The following is an 18,229-nucleotide window of genomic DNA, read 5'->3' on the forward strand; positions in this document are numbered from 1 at the left end:
ATCTGGACGAAAGCCTATAGTACCACACTGTGTAGGAGAAAGTGTGTAAAACAAGTCGGCGTGTATTACGGAATTAAAGCGATATACTGCTTTAAAATATGGTTTATTTCAAATTTTGCATAAGATGATGGCAATATTTGAGGTGGTGCGTAATAAGCGAGACGTAGTTTATCTGCGAGCGAGTCTGCATCCATATCTGAAAGATAGTTAGCCAGTTCGTCTGTCATAATTTCACTTACGCCACCAGGGCAACGAGTGCTTACAATGGGCGTTCCACAGATAAGAGCTTCGATTAGTACGGTTGGTAATCCTTCACTGTCAGAGCTGAGTGCAACAACTTTAGCACCTTGAATGATAGGGAGTGGATTAGCGATAAAACCCGCTAATATGACTTTTTCATTTAAATTGAGTTGGGCAATTTGCTGCTGTAATTGTTGCTTAATAACGGGAGTACCTTCCCCTAATAGAATAAGTTGACAAGGTATATTGGCTTTAGCGAAAGCATTTATCAATCTATCTTGTCGTTTAACTTCATGGAATCGCCCAACATGCAAAATATACGCTTTCCCTGCAAATGGGTTAGGTTGTGAGGCTTTATGTTGGATCTCCATAATATTAAATGGGTTATAAATTGTTTTTAATTGCTGTGCATCGACGCCAATAGCATGTATTAAATCGTCTTTTACCGCATTAGAAACACAAACAAGGTTTTTATCTTTATAAACTCGCTGAATTTTCTTCTTTTTTAACCAATAAGAGAAACCCGATTTATTACCAAGATAAGATTGTGAATAGATCCCATGAATACAGTACCAAACATTACAATGTCTTAGTTGTTTCGCTCGACAAACAATACGGTCTGTCTTATGTAAATTAGAAAGTACCAATGCAGGACGACCTTTTTGTGCAAAAAGTCGCGTTAATACCTTATCAAGAGATTTTGCTCTGCGAGATATCTCTGTTAGTTTTCTAAAGATACCTCGGTATTCATCATGATCAACAATATAGTCAATAAAATCAGGTAATTCATACGCCAATTTATTATGTAAGGATAAAAGAGTGACTTGATATCCTTGCTGATGAAAACCATTAGCCAGCCTGAGCGTGACATTTTCAGCGCCACCACCTGGTAATCCATCAATAATAAAAAGTATATGTCGTTGATTCACAAAGTTAATATCCGTTTATAAAGTGAAATAAGCTCGTCTGATAATCGCTTCGGTGTATAGGGGAGGATAGTTTCTCGCGCCACTTGCGACATTTCAGACCATGCTGAGTTTGTTGGAATTTGCACAATTGCCTCTGTTAATGCAGGAATATCTAACGCATCACAAACAAACCCATTTTTACCATTTTGAATAAATTCTGCCCCACCACAACTGGTTGAAGTGATCACAGGCAAACCACATGATAACGCCTCAAGAATAACATTGGGAAACGGATCGTAAAGCGTTGGTAGTAATAAGGCATCGGCTATTTGATAAAAGTCGAGCGTCTTTTTTTGCATACCCAAAAAGAAGATACGCTGTCTACAGCCTAATTGTGTTGCAAGTTGTTCATATTTTGGCTGATTTTTATCACTACCTACGACAAGTAAGATTGACGATGTATTGGCAATGGCTGAAATAGCTGCAGCTAACCCTTTTCGTTCAAATCCCGATCCTACATAAATAAAACAAGGCTTATCTTGAGGGATATTATACTGTGTTTTTAAGCGCTGTTTTTGAGAATTTGTTGCTGGTACAAAAACATTATGGTCAATTGCATTATAAATAACAGATATTTTATCGGCAGAGAGGCCAAAATCCGCAATAATTTCCTTTTTCACCATCTGTGAGTTACAAATGACTTGCTTTAACGCTGGATCAGCATACATCTGTTGTTCTGCATTCATCACATAACGGTGGTATCTATCATAAAATAACCAACGTCCTTTCCAACGCGGTAATATTTTCTGTCGTTGTAATAACCAACGACGATGTACGCCATCACCTGCACGAAAAATATCACATCCCGCGATACGCTCATGGCTTTGTACAATATCAAAGTGGTTTTCTTGCCAGCATGCTCTAGCCGCTTTAGCAAAACCAGACTCCCGACTAATACGACCATATTTTTTGGGGTTGCATAGATGTATATGCCAATCAGGATGGGTATCACCCTGCCATTGTCGAGTAATGACGTTAAGTTCTAGTGCATCACTAGATAAGGCATCAAGTGCACGTGCGATAAAGCGCTCAGCACCGCCATCTGGACGGTATTTTTGTCTAACAATGGCTAATCGTAAAGGGGCGTTCATTAGCTTAAGTACCTTTTTGCTGCATTAAATACAGCATCAACGGGAATAGCAGAAAGATAACGTTGTTGTGTATCGGTTTTTATTTGATCTGGGTGGGGGATTTTAGCGTAATTACCTGCCCAAATAGTTTCTCCAATGGCTTGCCAAGGATGCCAATGCTCTAATTTTGATGAGCCAAAGAGTGCGATTAGCGGTGTTTTTAATGCAGCCGCCATATGCATAGCTACAGAATCAACACCAATAAAAAGAGCAGCATGATCAATTAATGCCGCAAGCTGAGAGAGTGATGTTTTTCCTGCTAATACATTAATTGATGTTTTATCAGGACACTGAGCTAAAATATTTTCTATCATCTCAAGCTCTTTCGCTTCTGGCCCTGATGTTAACACAATTGAGTAATTATCTTGCTGAAGCTGAGTAATTAATGTAGCCATTTTATCTTCATCCCAACATTTAAAAAACCAACGAGAGGTTGGTTGAATAACAATATAGTTTTTAGGGATATGATGCTTTTTAATTGTCTCTTCTAACCATTGTTTATCTTGGTGGCTATATGCCATGGTAACATCAGAAATAATTGGTACATTAAGAGGGGCTAGAATAGAAAGATTTTGCTCTACAGTGTGTAATTGTCCATGCTCAGCAGTAGGGACAATAATGTTATGACATTTTTGCCAAAACTTACTATTTTGCCGTTTTTCAAATTCAAACCCTAGGCGCACTGGGGCTTTGGTCACTAAGGCGAAAATAGCGGCTTTCCATTGGTCAGCTAAATTCACCACTAAGTCATATTGCTGTTTTTGTAAGATTTTCCCTAGTTGCCACTCTTTTTTTAATCGTGTGAACTTACCTTGATATTTCCAATTTCGGTCAAGATAAAAAATATGATTTATTAATGGATTATGTTCAAGCATCGGTAATGTTTCTTTGTATAATAAAACATCAATCTTTGCATTAGGATAAGCTGATTTTAACGAATTAATAACAGGTGTCGTTAATAACATATCTCCATGATGTTGAAGTTTAATAACCAGTATTCTGTTAAATGATTGATTTATATTATTCATAATTACTTTAGCTTCAATGAGATACTTTAATTGTAAACAAATCCGTAGAATGCATCTACCATACCTTGTTTATATTATTTGAATTGACGTTTTCTACTGCGTAACATAAGTCAATTGATACAATTATGAGCCTATAATCCATAAGTTGACGGGGAATGCATGAAAAAACCAGCATTTATTATCACATTAGATACCGAAGGCGATAATCTTTGGGAAAATGAGCATAACATTACTACGCAAAATACGCATTTTTTACCCCGTTTTCAGCAACTTTGCGAACGTTTTCAATTTAAACCCGTTTGGCTAACCAACTATGAAATGGCAATAGATGAAGCCTATATTGAGTTTGCACAAGATGTGATAGCCCGTAACACTGGGGAAATTGGTATGCACCTTCATGCATGGAATAGTCCCCCAATTGTTGCGTTAACGGACAATGATCTCCATTATCAGCCTTATTTAATTGAATACCCCAAATCGCAAATGCGCGACAAAATTGCCTTTATGACTGACTTACTGGAAAATAAACTACAAACAAAAATGTTAAGTCACCGTGCTGGGCGTTGGGCATTTAATGAAACTTATGCGCAGTTACTGATTGAATTTGGTTATCAAGTGGATTGCTCAGTCACACCCAAAGTCGATTGGCGTTTTACTAAAGGTGATCCGGCACAATCCGGCGGTACAGATTACAGTAATTTCCCAAGCCATGCGTACTTTATGGATGTTAATGATATCAGCAAAGCAGGGAATTCAACGTTACTTGAAGTGCCAATGAGTATTCAATATAAACATTCCCCTTTTATGAATAAAATTAAGCAAGGGTACGATAAGTTAAGAGGTAAACAACGTTCACCTTCAGTTAATTGGTTACGCCCTAAAGGGGGAAATGCACAACAGATGATTGAAGTGGCACAAAAATCTTTAGCCCAAGGTCACTCTCATATTGAATTTATGTTGCACTCTTCTGAGTTTATGCCTGGTGGAAGCCCTACTTTTAGAACAGAACAAGATATTGATGGCTTATATCATGATTTAGAAACACTATTTAATTTCTTACAAGATAAAGTACAGGGAATGACATTGGCTGAGTATTATCAAAATAAAGTGCAGGCAAAATAAGATGAAGTTAAAGAAATTAAAATGGGTGCACTACTTTCTAAATCTCTATAACCCACTCTTTGGTAAGATGAAAAAAACGGCAACATTTTCATCTGATATCAAATTTAATAGTATTGTTATTTTTTCAACCACAGCGTTGGGGGATTTTATGTTTAATACCCCAGCAATCAGAGCAATTCGTGCACATTATCCTGATGCACATATCACACTGGTTTCTAGTGTGAAAAATAAGCTGTTGGTGGAAAACTATGAGCAAATAGATAGTGTGGTGTATTGGGATAATAAGATCAGAAACTTGTTACCGGTGGCTTTACAAGCTAAAAAGTATAAACCTGAGTTAGCGATTATTTTACATTCCCACCTCCCTTATGACGTATTATTTGCCGTGATGGCAGGTTGCCAATATATTTTACGCAATACTTTTCATGTTATTCCTGAGTGGTTCCGAAAATGGATTATTGCTGAACACCAACCCTCTCAATATCATGTGATCCAAAGCAAATTAAATATTATTCGTTATTTAGGAATTGATAGTTCTGATACTAGAATGGAGCTCCCTTGTAAAATAGAACCATTAGCTCAAAGTAACAATAGCATTGTTGGTTTTCAGATGGGAGCATCAACACAAGAGCGTAGATGGCCTGTTGGATCTTTTGTGGAATTAGCGAAAAAATTAATTGATAGTGCGCCATTATTACAAATAAAGCTAATAGGTTCATCGAGAGAGCTGGAATTGCCAGAAGCGTTTTTTGCTTTATTACCTGAAAGATATCATCAAAATATAGAAAATCTGGTAGGTAAAACCTCACTACCTGATCTGTTAAGTCAAATAAAAACCATGGCGGTATTAGTTACGGGAGACACGGGCCCGCTACATTTGGCAATAGCATTACAAGTACCTACAGTAAGTTTATTTGTAACCGCAAATCCAAAGTGGACAGGACCTTATCAAGATCTCGATATTCATACTATTATCCATAAGATCCCGCAACAAGATGAAAATAGAGCACTTTCGATGGATTTGATTACTGTTGATGAGGTTCTAACCGCAGTAAATAACACCCTAAAAGATAAATAACTTTTAGGGTATTGGGTTAAATCTTAAGTATATTAAAAACCTTTTGAGGCGTGATCTCCCCAATATCCCCACCTGCTGCTTTTAACGACCTTTGTGCCTTACCATAACCGCCGATTAATCCCGGATCGGTAGGGCCAAAAAGGGTAATATTCGGCTTATCTAAGGCTGCGGTTAAATGGCTTAATCCGGTATCGACAGAAACGACACTTTGCGCTCCAGCAATCACTTGAGCTACTTCTGCGAGCGACATTTTGGGTAATACATCAACATAGTCAAAACCTTGAGCAAGGCGTATTGCTCGCTGATGTTCATGCTCTGCGCCCCAAGGTAGTTTGATACGCAAATCTGAATCCGCCAGTAATGCAATTAACTCTCGCCAATGGGCTTCGGGCCAATGTTTCTCATCACGGGTAGTGGCGTGTAAGAAGACTAAATAAGGGCGTTTATCAATAGCGGGTGATGAGAGAAAATGCTGTGCTATACCATAGTCCCCTTGAGTGGTGGGAAGTGGGTAATTAAGGCTGAGGGCAAATAGCTGGCGGATACGCTCTACCGCATGCATTTTTTTACTGACATTGTGGCGAATATCATAGAAAAAACTCGCTAAAGGCTCTCTAGCACTTTGACGAGAATAGCCGTGCTTAGTGCCTTTCGCATAGCGTGTAACTAAAAAAGCGCTTTTTAGTAAACCTTGGGCATCAATCACCGCATCATAATGATGTGCTTGTATCGCGTGACGAAATTGTGCACGTTCAGCGCAAATAGGCGCACTAAACCAGTTTTTACGCCAACGGCGTATTGCTACAGGAATAACGGTATCAACAGCTGGGTGCCAGCTTGGAATTTGTGCAAAACCCTCTTCAACGGCCCAATCAAAACAGATCTCAGGATATGCTGCTCTTGCATCAGTTAATGCCGGTAGGGTATGCAGTACATCCCCCATGGAAGAGGTTTTAACAATCAGTACCCGCTTCATAGCGATGGCTCCGTAGCGAGTAATTGCTCGAGTTCGCTAAAGACTTGTTCCGGTTGAATGTCGATTAAGCTTTGGTGATAACCTTGTTCAGTATCGCCTTTACGCACTTTGTGATAGCCAGTAATTAAACGAATAACACGGGCTTTATCGGATAACGGGGGGGTAAAGTCGGGACTACTTGGGCCATAAAGTGCAACTAATGGACGCTCTAATGCTGCGGCGACATGCATTAAGCCAGAATCGTTACTGACCACGGCTTTACAAGCGGCAATGAGGTTAACGGCTTGCTCAAGAGAAGTCTCACCGGCCAGATTAATACAAGCAGCTTGGGCATCGGGGGTTAAGGCGTGTTTGATCTCTTCCCCTGCAGGCTTATCTTTTTGTGAACCGAATAAGAAAATCTGATAGCCATATTCGCTAATAAGTTTCTGTGCCAATGTCGCGTAGTGGTAATGAGGCCAGCGTTTAGCAGGACCAAATTCCGCCCCCGGACAAAAACCGATAGCAGGACGCTGTGTAGATAATGAAAAGTGCTTAAGTGTGGTAGTGATATCTTTGTCAGAGACAGCCAGTTTTGGCCATAATAACGGCTTTGGTAAATCAGCGGCTGAATGTACCTGCTGTTTATCGTAAGCTAGCGCGACATAACGCTCTACCATTAATGGAAATGCAGCTTTATCCAATGGGCGTAAATCATTTAATAATCCATAACGCATTTCTCCTCGCCAGCCAGTACGTTTAGGAATAGCGGCAAAGAAAGGCACTAAAGCAGATTTAAATGAGTTAGGTAAAACATAAGCATGAGTATAACCTTTGGCTTTTAGTTGTTTACCTAAGCGGCGACGCTCACCAATTGCTAAGGCACCGTGACCTAAAGGCATAGCAATGGCATTATCGACCTCGGGCATTTTCTCTAATAATGGACGACACCAAGCGGGTGCCATCACATCAATAGTTGCCGCAGGATGTAACGCTTTTAATGTACGATATAGGCTTTGGGACATCATCATATCCCCAACCCAAGAAGGCCCTACCACAAAAATTTTCATAAACCGCGATTACTTATCCTGATTTAACCATTGCATATAAAGAGCAACACCTTCTGCGACCGTTTTAAAAGGGGCGCTGTAGCCTGCTTTGCGTAAATTTGTCAGATCAGCTTGTGTAAAGGCTTGATAACGACCTTTGAGTTTCTCAGGGAATTCAATATGCTCCACAGAAAGCTCTTTATCGTTATGATAAGCAATAACTGCATCAGCCACGGCTTGGAACGATTCTGCGCGGCCGGTACCACAATTATAAATACCGGAGACATTGTTGCGCCAGAACCATAAATTAACCGCAGCCACATCCCCCACATAAATAAAGTCACGTTGGAAGGTTTCACTACCTTCAAATAATTTGGGATTTTGCCCGTCATTGACTTGTGTATTTAAATGGAAGGCGACACTGGCCATACTGCCTTTATGTCCTTCACGGGGGCCATACACATTAAAATAACGGAAACCACACACCATAGATTGTGCTTCAGGCAAAATTTGGCGCACATATTCATCAAACAAGAATTTAGAGTAGCCATACACATTAAGTGGGGCTTCATATTTTCTTTCTTCAATAAAATGATCAGTACGGCCACCATAAGTGGCAGCAGAAGAGGCATATAAGAAAGGAATTTGGCGATCGAGGCAATAATGCAGTAACTCTTTAGAATATTGATAGTTATTATCCATCATATATTTGCCATCCCATTCGGTAGTAGAAGAGCATGCCCCTTCATGGAATACGGCATCAATATCACCAAAATCATCACCGGCTACAATACTGGCAATAAAGTCTTCTTTATCCATATAGTCAGCGATATTAAGATCGACAAGGTTCACAAATTTTGTGCCATCTTTTAGGTTATCAACCACTAAAATATCGGTATAACCTTCATCATTTAATGCTTTAACAATATTGCTGCCGATAAAACCTGCACCGCCAGTGACGATAATCATATGGCTACCCCTTTATATAAAATCTAAAAATTAGCTCTGCAACTATAATAACACTGAACAGCGTGAACGGTAGCATTCATCATAGAAGAGTAGACTGAAATTCTTGAAAATCGCAGTGATGATTAGTGATCTTAATTACATAAATAACATTATTTATTTACATTTGTCGTTTTTAATCGAACAAAAGCATAAAATAAGAAACAATAATGATTATATTATAGTCAACTCTAGCTCTTATCTCTTTTCGTCTCTGCCTTAGGAGAAAGCATGTCTACTCACTCTTTCTATAAACAAATTAATCAACAACTCGAACAAACACGTCAAGATGGCTTATTTAAAAATGAGCGGATCATCACTTCTTCGCAAAGTGCCGATATTGCGGTTGCTGATGGTAGTCATGTTATTAACTTTTGTGCCAATAACTACTTAGGTTTAGCTAACCACCCACAACTAATTGCAGCGGCGAAAGCGGGAATGGATAGCCACGGTTTTGGTATGGCGTCGGTACGTTTTATCTGCGGAACGCAAGATCTACATAAAACATTAGAAAAGAACATCGCTGAATTTTTGGGTATGGAAGATGCCATTTTGTACTCCTCTTGTTTTGATGCCAATGGTGGGTTATTTGAAACACTGATGGGATCTGAAGATGCGATTATTTCTGATGCGTTAAATCACGCATCGATTATTGATGGTGTTCGTTTATGTAAAGCCAAGCGTTATCGCTATGCCAATAACGATATGGTGGCGTTACGTGCCCAACTTGAACAGGCCAAAGCAGATAATGCCCGCCATATTATGATTGCCACCGATGGGGTGTTCTCTATGGATGGGGTGATTGCTGATCTAAAAAGTATCTGTGATTTGGCTGACGAATATGGCGCATTAGTGATGGTCGATGACTCGCATGCGGTGGGTTTTGTCGGCTCACAAGGGCGCGGTACTCATGAGTATTGTGATGTATTAGATCGTGTCGATATCATCACAGGAACATTAGGTAAAGCTTTAGGTGGTGCATCGGGTGGTTATACCGCAGCTCGTAAAGAAGTGGTGGAGTGGTTACGTCAACGCTCTCGTCCTTATCTATTCTCAAATTCTTTAGCCCCTGCAATTGTTAGCGCCTCTATTGCAGTTTTAAATATGCTGAAATCAGGGGATGAACTGCGCGCTCGTTTATGGCGTAACGCAGCACTTTTTCGTGAAAAAATGACGGCAGCAGGTTTTACTTTAGCGGGTGCTGATCATGCGATTATTCCTGTGATGTTAGGAGATGCCAAATTAGCGCAACAATTTGCAGCACGTTTACTTGATGAAGGTATTTATGTCACCGGCTTTTTCTACCCAGTAGTACCACAAGGACAAGCACGTATTCGTACACAAATGTCAGCGGCACACACCCCAGAACAAATTGAACGTGCTGTTGCTGCATTTATTAAAATCGGTAAGCAACTTAATGTGATTGCATAAGGTTCTAATATGAAAGCATTGTCAAAATTAAAAGCACAACCCGGGATCTGGATGACCGATGTACCCGTACCTGAGCTTGGTCATAACGATGTGATGATCAAGATCCGTAAAACTGCCATTTGTGGTACAGATGTTCATATTTATAACTGGGATGAATGGTCACAAAAAACCATACCGGTTCCCATGGTGGTTGGCCATGAATATATTGGTGAGATTGTTGCTATTGGCCAAGAGGTTAAAGGTTTTAATATTGGTGATCGCGTCTCGGGGGAAGGGCATATTACTTGCGGTCATTGTCGTAATTGCCGTGGTGGGCGTACACACTTATGCCGTAATACCATTGGTGTTGGCGTAAATCGTCCTGGTTGTTTTGCTGAATATCTGGTTATTCCCGCTTTTAATGCATTTAAAATTCCTGACAATATTCCGGATGAACTGGCGGCTATTTTTGATCCCTTTGGTAACGCAGTACACACAGCGTTATCTTTTGATTTAGTGGGGGAAGATGTACTGGTTTCAGGTGCGGGACCCATTGGTATTATGGCGGCTGCAATCTGTAAACATGTGGGGGCTCGCCATGTGGTGATCACCGATGTTAATGAATACCGCCTTGATCTGGCTAAAAAAATGGGTGTCACCCGTGCAGTCAATGTTAGCAAAGAAAATCTAACAGATGTGATGAAAGAATTAGGTATGACCGAAGGCTTTGATGTTGGATTAGAAATGTCCGGTGCGCCACCGGCTTTTCGTACCATGCTTAGTACGATGAATCATGGTGGTCGTATTGCTTTACTGGGTATTCCTCCCTCAGATATGGCTATTGATTGGGGGCAAGTAATTTTTAAAGGATTATTTATTAAAGGTATTTATGGTCGTGAGATGTTTGAAACATGGTATAAGATGGCGGCGCTGATCCAGTCGGGTCTTGATCTCTCACCGGTTATTACTCATCAATTTCCTATCGATGAATTCCAAAAAGGCTTTGATATTATGCGTTCAGGTCAATCGGGCAAAGTAATTTTAGATTGGCAGTAATAGTATATTGTTGTGATAATAAACGATTAATAGAAGTATTACAGCGCCTTACCTTATATAGGATATAGGCGCTTTTTTATTGCGCTATTACTCTATTTTATCTTTATCTATTTCGTTAGGATCAGACTGGTCGGGTATTTTCTTTTTTTCTGATGAATCAAATCCTTTTGATAATGTATTAATCAAGGTACTTTTTTTCATCGAAATAATGGCTTGTTGCGCTGGCTTTAACCATGTGGCAGGTTTTGGCTCTTTAGATTGCTCTGTTGGCGGTATAACAGCGGGTGGCTCTTGCACCATTGGGCTGTCTGGTGAAGGGGTTAACAAACCACTGGGTGCGACTAGCTGAATATCGGCAGGTAGTAGTGGTAACTGCTGTTGTAATGCCCTTACGGTTGAAGGGTGGGGGTGACCAATGGCAATGGCAAAGCCATTTTTACGCGCTAAATTAATAGCACGATTAAGCTGTTGTCGGGTTTCTGCTTCTGTTTGCACATTATCTAAAAATACATGCCGGCGTAAAGAAGGAACGCCAGCCGCTTTGGCTGCCGTGGCCGCTTGCGTATTGCCAATAGTGACACTATCAAGAAAATAGAGATCAGAATGATTAAGGGCTTTGATCACTCTATCCATCGCTTGCCTATCCGATGTCATCGCACTCCCCATATGATTATTCATACCCACAGCATAAGGCACACGATTAATTGCATTTTGAATAATACGATTAATTTCAGCCTGATCCATGGAAGGCTTTAAGGTATCTTTTTCTAATGGCTGTTTGCTAATAGGTGCCATTGGCATATGAATAAGAATTTCTCGTCCTTGGGCATGGGCTTTTGTCGCCATCTCTTTACCATGGGGTGAGTTGGGTAATATGGCAATAGAAACGGCTGTTGGCAGTTGTAAGATTTGGTTATCTTCTTTTTTTCGATAACCAAAATCATCAATAACAATAGCCAATTTTGCCGAAAAAGCAGGTGCACTGAATAGGAAACTTAGCAACATTAAACTAAGTGTTAGCGCGATATTTCGTTGTAATGTGCCAAGTAAATGCAAAACTACCTCCCAAGCCAAGGAACTGGGTTGACTGCTTTTCCTTGGCGTCTAATTTCAAAATAGAGCGCTGAACGCTCTTGTCCACCACTGTTTCCTACCAAGGCGATAGGTTGTCCAGCTTTGACTTGCTGACCAACATTGACTAACGCACTTTGGTTATAACCATAAAGGCTCATATCCCCTTTACCGTGCTCGACGACGACCACTAAACCATAACCTTGTAGCCAGTCGGCTAACAGCACCCGACCATCCGCAATCGCTTTTACTTCAGTGCCTTGTGCCGCGGGGATCACAATTCCTTTCCAACGTAATTCACCTGAGCCTGAAATAGACTCACCAAAGCGGTGTAATAAACTGCCTCTAATAGGCCAAATAGCCTGACCTGCAGGTTTACCCAATCCGCCCGTACGGGACATTAAAGAGCGTTCTTCGGCGGTGGGTTTATAGGTCGAACCACGCTGTTGCGCTTCACGTTGCTTGGCGGCAATACGAGCAGCTTCCCGTGCTTCACGCTCTGCTCGCGCTTTGGCTTCACGCTCTGCTTGAGCAATTTTATTTCTTAAGCGTGTTTCATTAGCACGCATGGTGGCTAAATTGCGTTGATCTTCTTTTAAGGTTGATTCTAGTTGCGTTAATGTTTTTTGACGTGCAGCTAGCGCATTATCCAGTTTTTGTTTCTCTTGTTGCTGTTTGGTGAGTACCTGCTTTTGCTCGTTCTGTTTCGCTTGTTGGGTGTCTTTTTCTGCCTGTAGCTCTTTAGAAGTTTGCGCCAATTGCTCCATTGACTGTTTACGCGCTTCATTTATATAACTGTAATAGGCTAAGATCCGCTCTTCTCGCTGACCTTCTTCACCGCGAAACAGTAACTCAATACCTTGATGTTTCCCTTGTCGGTAAGCCGCATCGAGTTGGCGTGCTAACAGTGCTTGCTGCTCGTTATATTGCTTTTGCAATCGAGCAATATTTGCGGTGATGGTTTTGATCTCTTTAGCTAAGGTTTGTAAGCGGTTTTGCGTCTCATGCACAGAGCGGCTGGCATTAGCGATTTGCGTTTCTTGTGATTTGAGTTGCCCAAGTAAAGCAGTACGCTGTTTTTGTTGCTCTTGAACGCGCTTTTCTTTTTCAGCAATGGTGGTTTGCAGATCTTTTAACTGACTACGATTATCCGTTAATGTATTGGCAAAAGCGCTGGTTGCAGAAAACAGAGATGTGCTAATCAGTAGCGTGATTAACGGTAAAGAAAATACACGGTAAGTACGGTGTGTTGTGTTCTGAAGATCCTTTTTCTCTGCCATCTGACCAAAGTACCTTTAATAACAGTTTATAAGATTATTTCATGTCGCTAATCAACTGACCAGTTAACAGGAAATAAAGTCGTAATTTCAGATAATACCTAACAGTTAATCTAATGAACTCAGAGATGATAATAAAGCAATAATAGTCGGAAAGAGGAAAAAAGCAGCACAATGTGTAACAGCGCAATAGAATAGCTATCACGCTGTACACAGGATAAGTTATTGTTCGACGATGGTACCCCACAGATCATATTCATCGGCATGCTCAATCAGCACACGTACAATCTGTCCTGGCTCGACATCAAACTGCTCATTAAGGTACACTGCACCATCAATTTCCGGTGCATCCGCCATACTACGGCCGATAGCACCTTCTTCATCCACTTCATCAATGATAACCGATAAAACTTTACCTATTTTCTCTTGCAGACGCTCGGTGGAAATTTGTTGCTGTAGTTGCATAAAACGATGGTAACGCTCTTCTTTTACCTCTTCAGGAACTTGATCAGGTAATTCATTCGCTTTCGCACCTTCAACGGGGCTATATTTAAAACAACCCACGCGATCTAAACGAGCTTCGGTCAAGAAATCCAATAGCATTTGGAAATCTTCTTCTGTTTCTCCCGGGAAACCAACAATAAAGGTTGAACGTAACGTTAATTCAGGACAAATTTCTCGCCAACGTTTTACACGCTCTAAAGTACGCTCAACAGAGCCTGGACGCTTCATTAATTTCAGCACTTTCGGGCTAGCGTGTTGTAGCGGAATATCTAAATAAGGCAAAATTTTGCCTTCTGCCATTAATGGAATAACCTCATCCACATGTGGATAAGGGTAAACATAATGTAAACGTACCCAAATCCCCAATTTTGCCAGTTGTTCACATAAACTTACCATACTGGTTTTAACGGGCATACCATCCCAAAAACCGGTTTGATGTTTGGTATCAACCCCATAAGCGGAAGTATCTTGTGAGATAACCAGTAACTCTTTCACCCCAGCATTGACTAATCTTTTCGCTTCATTTAACACTTCACCAATTGGGCGACTGTCTAAATCACCTCGCATTGAAGGAATAATGCAAAAAGTACAACGGTGATTACAACCTTCAGAAATTTTTAGATAAGCGTAATGACGAGGGGTTAATTTAACGCCCTGCTCGGGAACCAAGCTGGTAAATGGGTTATGGGAAGGTTTGGGAACATAGTGATGAATATGTGATAACACTTGTTCATAACTATGAGGGCCGGTGATTTCCAGCACTTTTGGGTGAACTTCACGGATTTGATTTTCTTTGGCACCTAAACAACCGGTGACGATAACTTTACCGTTTTCATCGAGTGCTTCGCCAATGGCTTCAAGAGATTCTTGTACTGCGCTATCAATAAAGCCACAGGTATTGACGATGACTAAATCAGCATCATCATAGGTAGGAACAACTTGATAACCTTCTGTACGCAGTTCGGTGAGGATACGTTCAGAGTCCACTAAATTTTTAGGACAACCTAAAGAAACGAATCCAATTTTAGGCACTTGATTTGTTTGCGACATGCTCGTGTTCTCAATACTTTTAATAAATAACAAATAGTGGTTGTATCTCAGACAGGTGTGAAATTCTACGTACGAGTGACTATTTTTGTCACAGGCTTTGATGATGAATGCTGATTTCTTAATAGCTTACCTGAAGAGAGATCCGGTAAAGTGAAAAGAGAGACTCTTTTAAACGCTGTTTTACAGGATTTTTCGGCGCTAATGGTACATAAATCCGTCAATAAAAAAAATGATTGTTGAGAAACTTTCCGCAAAAACTGAAAGAGAAACGAAGGAATAGGCTGTAATTGCGCCATGACAAAGGTATACTTTGGCTCTTTAATACTATTTTTAACTAACGAGAGTGATTGCATCCTATGCTGCAAGAAGTAATGCAATTTTTTAGCCGGCACACCCTGTTAAGTTTTATCTGGATTGCGCTGCTGGTGGCGGTCATTGTATTGACCTTTAAAGGCCTTTTTTCTAAAACGAAAAATATTTCCCGTACAGAAGCGATTTCTTTGATAAACAAAGAGAATGCGGTTTGTGTTGATATCCGTAGCCGTGATGAGTTCCGTAAAGGACACATCATCGATTCTATCAATTTAACGCCTTCTGAGATCAAAAGTAACAATATTGCTGAGCTGGAGAAATATAAATCACAGCCGGTGATTGTGGTATCACCATCAGGTATTGAGGGTGCAAAACCTGCTGAAAGCCTTATCAAATTAGGTTTTGAAAAAGTCTTTATTTTAAAAGATGGTCTTTCAGGTTGGAGTGGTGAGAATTTGCCACTGGCAAAAGGTAAAAAGTAACGAGCGGGCAGATTGAGTTCTATACTTACTGCTATTCAATTTAATAAGGATATAAAAAGGTAAGATTATTATGTCAGAACAGCAAAACCAAGAGATGACTTTTCAAATTCAACGTATCTACACAAAAGATATCTCTTTCGAAGCGCCAAATGCCCCACAAGTTTTCCAAAAAGAGTGGCAACCAGAAGTTAAATTAGATTTAGATACTTCTTCTAATACGCTAGCTGAAAATGTATATGAAGTTATCTTACGTGTCACTGTTACGGCAACAATGGAAGAAGAAACCGCTTTCCTGTGTGAAGTACAACAAGCAGGTATCTTTACTGTTGAAGGTATCGAAGGTACACAATTAGCACATTGCTTAGGTGCATACTGCCCGAACGTACTATTTCCTTATGCACGTGAATGTATCACCAACTTAGTAGGTCGTGGTACTTTCCCACAATTAAACTTAGCACCTGTTAACTTTGATGCGTTGTTTATGAACTATTTACAGCAACAACAGCAACAGGATGCAGCAAACTCAGGAGTTGAAGAAGCTTAATGAACGCTTCTATGACAGTTATCGGTGCCGGTTCATACGGCACCGCTTTAGCGATTACCTTAGCGCGTAATGGCCATGATGTTGTGCTGTGGGGACATGATCCTAATCACGTTGCGGCATTAGAACAAGCGCGCTGTAATCAAGCCTTTCTGCCCGATGTTTCCTTTCCTGATAGTTTATATGTGGAAGCTTCTTTGCAAAAAGCGATTGAAGCGAGCCGTAATATTCTCGTGGTGATCCCAAGCCATGTGTTTGGTGAAGTACTGCAACAAATCAAACCCTTTTTACGTCAGGATGCACGTGTTGTTTGGGCGACAAAAGGTCTTGAAGCACATACTGGTCGCTTATTACAAGATGTTGCCCGTGAAGTATTAGGTAATGAAATCCCGCTCGCAGTGTTATCTGGTCCTACCTTTGCTAAAGAGCTTGCCGCGGGTTTACCCACCGCGATTGCAGTGGCCTCGACAGACAATCTCTTTTTAGAACAGTTACAACAGCTATTTCATTGTGGTAAAAGCTTTCGAGTCTATAAAAACCCTGATTTTATCGGTGTGCAACTGGGTGGCGCTGTTAAAAATGTGATTGCTATTGGTGCGGGTATGTCTGATGGTATGGGGTTTGGCGCTAATGCGCGTACTGCACTTATTACCCGTGGTCTGGCCGAAATGAGTCGGTTAGGTAAAGCCTTAGGTGCAGATGCGGCAACTTTTATGGGCATGGCTGGTTTGGGTGATTTAGTTTTAACCTGTACTGACAACCAATCACGTAATCGTCGCTTTGGTATGATGCTAGGTCAAGGTTTTGATGTTGATACAGCCCAAGAGAAAATCGGGCAGGTAGTTGAAGGTTATCGTAACACCAAAGAAGTTCGCGCATTAGCCGAACAAGTGGGTGTAGAAATGCCAATCACCGAACAAATCTACCAGATTTTATATCAACATAAAGATGTAAAAGAGGCTGCATTGGCTTTATTAGGGCGAGCAACCAAAGATGAGATAGACAGCAGCCTATTGTAAGTTTATTTTAAATAATATTCTTAGGGTATCTGTTTTAACTATCCATTTGTTTGAAAATTCAAAGCCTAAGTATTTACTTAGGCTTTCGTGTAAAAAATGAGAGTGAGTATGTCGCTAGAAGAACTAACAAGAGTCTGGGATCATATTAAAAGCGAAGCGCGAGCATTGGCAGATTGTGAGCCAATTTTAGCCAGTTTCTTTCATGCGACACTTCTCAAACACGAAAATTTAGGTAGTGCATTAAGCTATATGCTGGCCAATAAGCTGGCAACTCAGACTATGCCAGCCATTGCAGTACGCGAAATTGTTGAAGAGGCTTATCGTCACGATAGCTCAATGATTGAGTCGGCTGCTTGTGATCTCTCCGCGGTACGCCTACGTGATCCGGCGGTGGATAAATATTCTACCCCACTGCTCTATTTAAAAGGCTTTCATGCACTACAAGCCTACCGTATTGCTCATTGGTTATGGCAACAAAATCGCCAAGCGCTAGCCATTTATCTACAAAACCAAATATCAGTCACCTTTGGGGTGGATATTCACCCGGCGGCACGTATTGGACATGGTATTATGCTCGACCATGCGACAGGTATTGTGATTGGTGAAACGGCGGTGGTTGAAAATGATGTCTCCATTTTACAATCGGTGACCTTAGGGGGAACAGGTAAAACAGGGGGCGATCGTCACCCGAAAGTGCGTGAAGGGGTAATGATTGGTGCGGGAGCTAAAATTCTTGGTAATATCGAGATTGGTCGTGGTGCCAAAATTGGTGCTGGCTCGGTAGTATTACATGAAGTACCGGCTCATACTACAGTGGCGGGGGTGCCTGCCCGCATTGTCGGTCGTCCTGATAGTGAAAAACCGTCATTTGATATGGATCAGCACTTTAATGGTGTTGTACCCGGCTTTGAGTGTGGTGATGGTATTTAACT

General features: G+C 40.8%; 18 protein-coding genes. 8 read left to right on the forward strand and 10 right to left on the reverse strand.

The features are described from left to right. Nucleotides 1-65: 65 nt before the first annotated feature. The 3 genes from GWI58_RS16310 to rfaQ are packed head-to-tail and all read right to left on the reverse strand — an operon-like array spanning nucleotide 66 to nucleotide 3,366. The gene (locus GWI58_RS16310) at nucleotides 66-1,169 is read right to left on the reverse strand and encodes a glycosyltransferase (RefSeq protein WP_094959975.1); all 1,104 of its coding nucleotides are present in this window, start codon (nucleotides 1,167-1,169) and stop codon (nucleotides 66-68) included. Then, the gene (locus GWI58_RS16315; protein WP_004249747.1) at nucleotides 1,166-2,299 is read right to left on the reverse strand and encodes a glycosyltransferase family 4 protein; all 1,134 of its coding nucleotides are present in this window, start codon (nucleotides 2,297-2,299) and stop codon (nucleotides 1,166-1,168) included. The genes GWI58_RS16310 and GWI58_RS16315 overlap by 4 nt, the downstream gene beginning before the upstream one ends. Next, on the reverse strand, nucleotides 2,299-3,366 hold the full coding sequence (gene rfaQ / locus GWI58_RS16320) for a putative lipopolysaccharide heptosyltransferase III (RefSeq protein ID WP_152118405.1): 1,068 nt from the start codon (nucleotides 3,364-3,366) through the stop codon (nucleotides 2,299-2,301). Before rfaQ ends, GWI58_RS16315 begins: the two co-directional genes overlap by 1 nt. 159 nt (nucleotides 3,367-3,525) lie before the next feature. On the opposite strand from rfaQ, the gene GWI58_RS16325 reads away from it, so the two are divergent. Both GWI58_RS16325 and GWI58_RS16330 read left to right on the forward strand, forming a co-directional pair. Continuing rightward, nucleotides 3,526-4,488, forward strand: a complete 963-nt coding sequence (locus tag GWI58_RS16325; protein WP_152118406.1) for a polysaccharide deacetylase family protein — start codon at nucleotides 3,526-3,528, stop codon at nucleotides 4,486-4,488. Nucleotide 4,489: 1 nt separating this feature from the next. Further along, nucleotides 4,490-5,566: a glycosyltransferase family 9 protein gene (locus tag GWI58_RS16330; protein ID WP_161769379.1), complete on the forward strand. Its 1,077-nt coding sequence runs from the start codon at nucleotides 4,490-4,492 to the stop codon at nucleotides 5,564-5,566. A gap of 16 nt (nucleotides 5,567-5,582) precedes the next feature. Here the strand turns inward: GWI58_RS16330 and rfaC are convergent, their stop codons facing one another. From rfaC to rfaD, 3 genes are read right to left on the reverse strand one after another with little or no spacing between them, the layout of a single operon-like run. Beyond that, nucleotides 5,583-6,542, reverse strand: coding sequence for a lipopolysaccharide heptosyltransferase RfaC (gene rfaC, locus GWI58_RS16335; protein ID WP_161769380.1), 960 nt, complete (start codon nucleotides 6,540-6,542; stop codon nucleotides 5,583-5,585). Further along, complete coding sequence (gene rfaF, locus GWI58_RS16340; protein ID WP_161769381.1) at nucleotides 6,539-7,591, reverse strand: ADP-heptose--LPS heptosyltransferase RfaF; 1,053 nt, start codon at nucleotides 7,589-7,591, stop codon at nucleotides 6,539-6,541. Before rfaF ends, rfaC begins: the two co-directional genes overlap by 4 nt. Nucleotides 7,592-7,600: 9 nt before the next feature. Then, the gene (gene rfaD, locus GWI58_RS16345; RefSeq protein WP_004246462.1) at nucleotides 7,601-8,539 is read right to left on the reverse strand and encodes an ADP-glyceromanno-heptose 6-epimerase; all 939 of its coding nucleotides are present in this window, start codon (nucleotides 8,537-8,539) and stop codon (nucleotides 7,601-7,603) included. A 267-nt stretch (nucleotides 8,540-8,806) separates the two neighbouring features. On the opposite strand from rfaD, the gene GWI58_RS16350 reads away from it, so the two are divergent. Together GWI58_RS16350 and tdh are read left to right on the forward strand one after the other, a co-directional pair. Next, complete coding sequence (locus GWI58_RS16350; protein ID WP_161769382.1) at nucleotides 8,807-10,006, forward strand: glycine C-acetyltransferase; 1,200 nt, start codon at nucleotides 8,807-8,809, stop codon at nucleotides 10,004-10,006. A gap of 9 nt (nucleotides 10,007-10,015) precedes the next feature. Then, nucleotides 10,016-11,041 (forward strand): L-threonine 3-dehydrogenase, encoded by a 1,026-nt coding sequence (tdh, locus tag GWI58_RS16355; protein WP_161769383.1) that lies wholly within the window; start codon nucleotides 10,016-10,018, stop codon nucleotides 11,039-11,041. Nucleotides 11,042-11,128: 87 nt separating this feature from the next. On the opposite strand, the gene GWI58_RS16360 is transcribed toward tdh, so the two are convergent. The 4 genes from GWI58_RS16360 to GWI58_RS16375 all read right to left on the reverse strand — a co-directional run bounded on the left by GWI58_RS16360 (nucleotide 11,129) and on the right by GWI58_RS16375 (nucleotide 15,296). Further along, nucleotides 11,129-12,097: a divergent polysaccharide deacetylase family protein gene (locus GWI58_RS16360; RefSeq protein WP_017628699.1), complete on the reverse strand. Its 969-nt coding sequence runs from the start codon at nucleotides 12,095-12,097 to the stop codon at nucleotides 11,129-11,131. A 2-nt stretch (nucleotides 12,098-12,099) separates the two neighbouring features. Next, complete coding sequence (envC, locus tag GWI58_RS16365) at nucleotides 12,100-13,392, reverse strand: murein hydrolase activator EnvC (RefSeq protein ID WP_094959847.1); 1,293 nt, start codon at nucleotides 13,390-13,392, stop codon at nucleotides 12,100-12,102. A 219-nt stretch (nucleotides 13,393-13,611) separates the two neighbouring features. Beyond that, a complete protein-coding gene (gene rimO, locus GWI58_RS16370; RefSeq protein ID WP_060555065.1) occupies nucleotides 13,612-14,943 on the reverse strand; it encodes a 30S ribosomal protein S12 methylthiotransferase RimO in 1,332 nt (443 codons plus the stop codon). 65 nt (nucleotides 14,944-15,008) lie between these two features. Next, nucleotides 15,009-15,296 carry a hypothetical protein gene (locus GWI58_RS16375; protein ID WP_071531011.1) on the reverse strand — a complete coding sequence of 96 codons (288 nt, stop codon included), beginning with the start codon at nucleotides 15,294-15,296 and terminating at the stop codon, nucleotides 15,009-15,011. Nucleotides 15,297-15,299: 3 nt separating this feature from the next. On the opposite strand from GWI58_RS16375, the gene GWI58_RS16380 reads away from it, so the two are divergent. From GWI58_RS16380 to cysE, 4 genes are all read left to right on the forward strand, one after another. Further along, a complete protein-coding gene (locus tag GWI58_RS16380) occupies nucleotides 15,300-15,737 on the forward strand; it encodes a rhodanese-like domain-containing protein (RefSeq protein ID WP_004246455.1) in 438 nt (145 codons plus the stop codon). Between the two features lie 70 nt (nucleotides 15,738-15,807). After that, complete coding sequence (gene secB, locus GWI58_RS16385) at nucleotides 15,808-16,281, forward strand: protein-export chaperone SecB (protein WP_004246454.1); 474 nt, start codon at nucleotides 15,808-15,810, stop codon at nucleotides 16,279-16,281. Further along, the gene (gpsA, locus tag GWI58_RS16390) at nucleotides 16,281-17,297 is read left to right on the forward strand and encodes an NAD(P)H-dependent glycerol-3-phosphate dehydrogenase (RefSeq protein ID WP_161769384.1); all 1,017 of its coding nucleotides are present in this window, start codon (nucleotides 16,281-16,283) and stop codon (nucleotides 17,295-17,297) included. Before secB ends, gpsA begins: the two co-directional genes overlap by 1 nt. A 108-nt stretch (nucleotides 17,298-17,405) precedes the next feature. Then, nucleotides 17,406-18,227, forward strand: coding sequence for a serine O-acetyltransferase (gene cysE / locus GWI58_RS16395; protein ID WP_060557217.1), 822 nt, complete (start codon nucleotides 17,406-17,408; stop codon nucleotides 18,225-18,227). Nucleotides 18,228-18,229: the final 2 nt, after the last annotated feature.

The sequence above is a fragment of the Proteus sp. G2674 genome (assembly GCF_009915195.1).
GTDB classification, from domain to species: Bacteria; Pseudomonadota; Gammaproteobacteria; order Enterobacterales; family Enterobacteriaceae; genus Proteus; species Proteus mirabilis.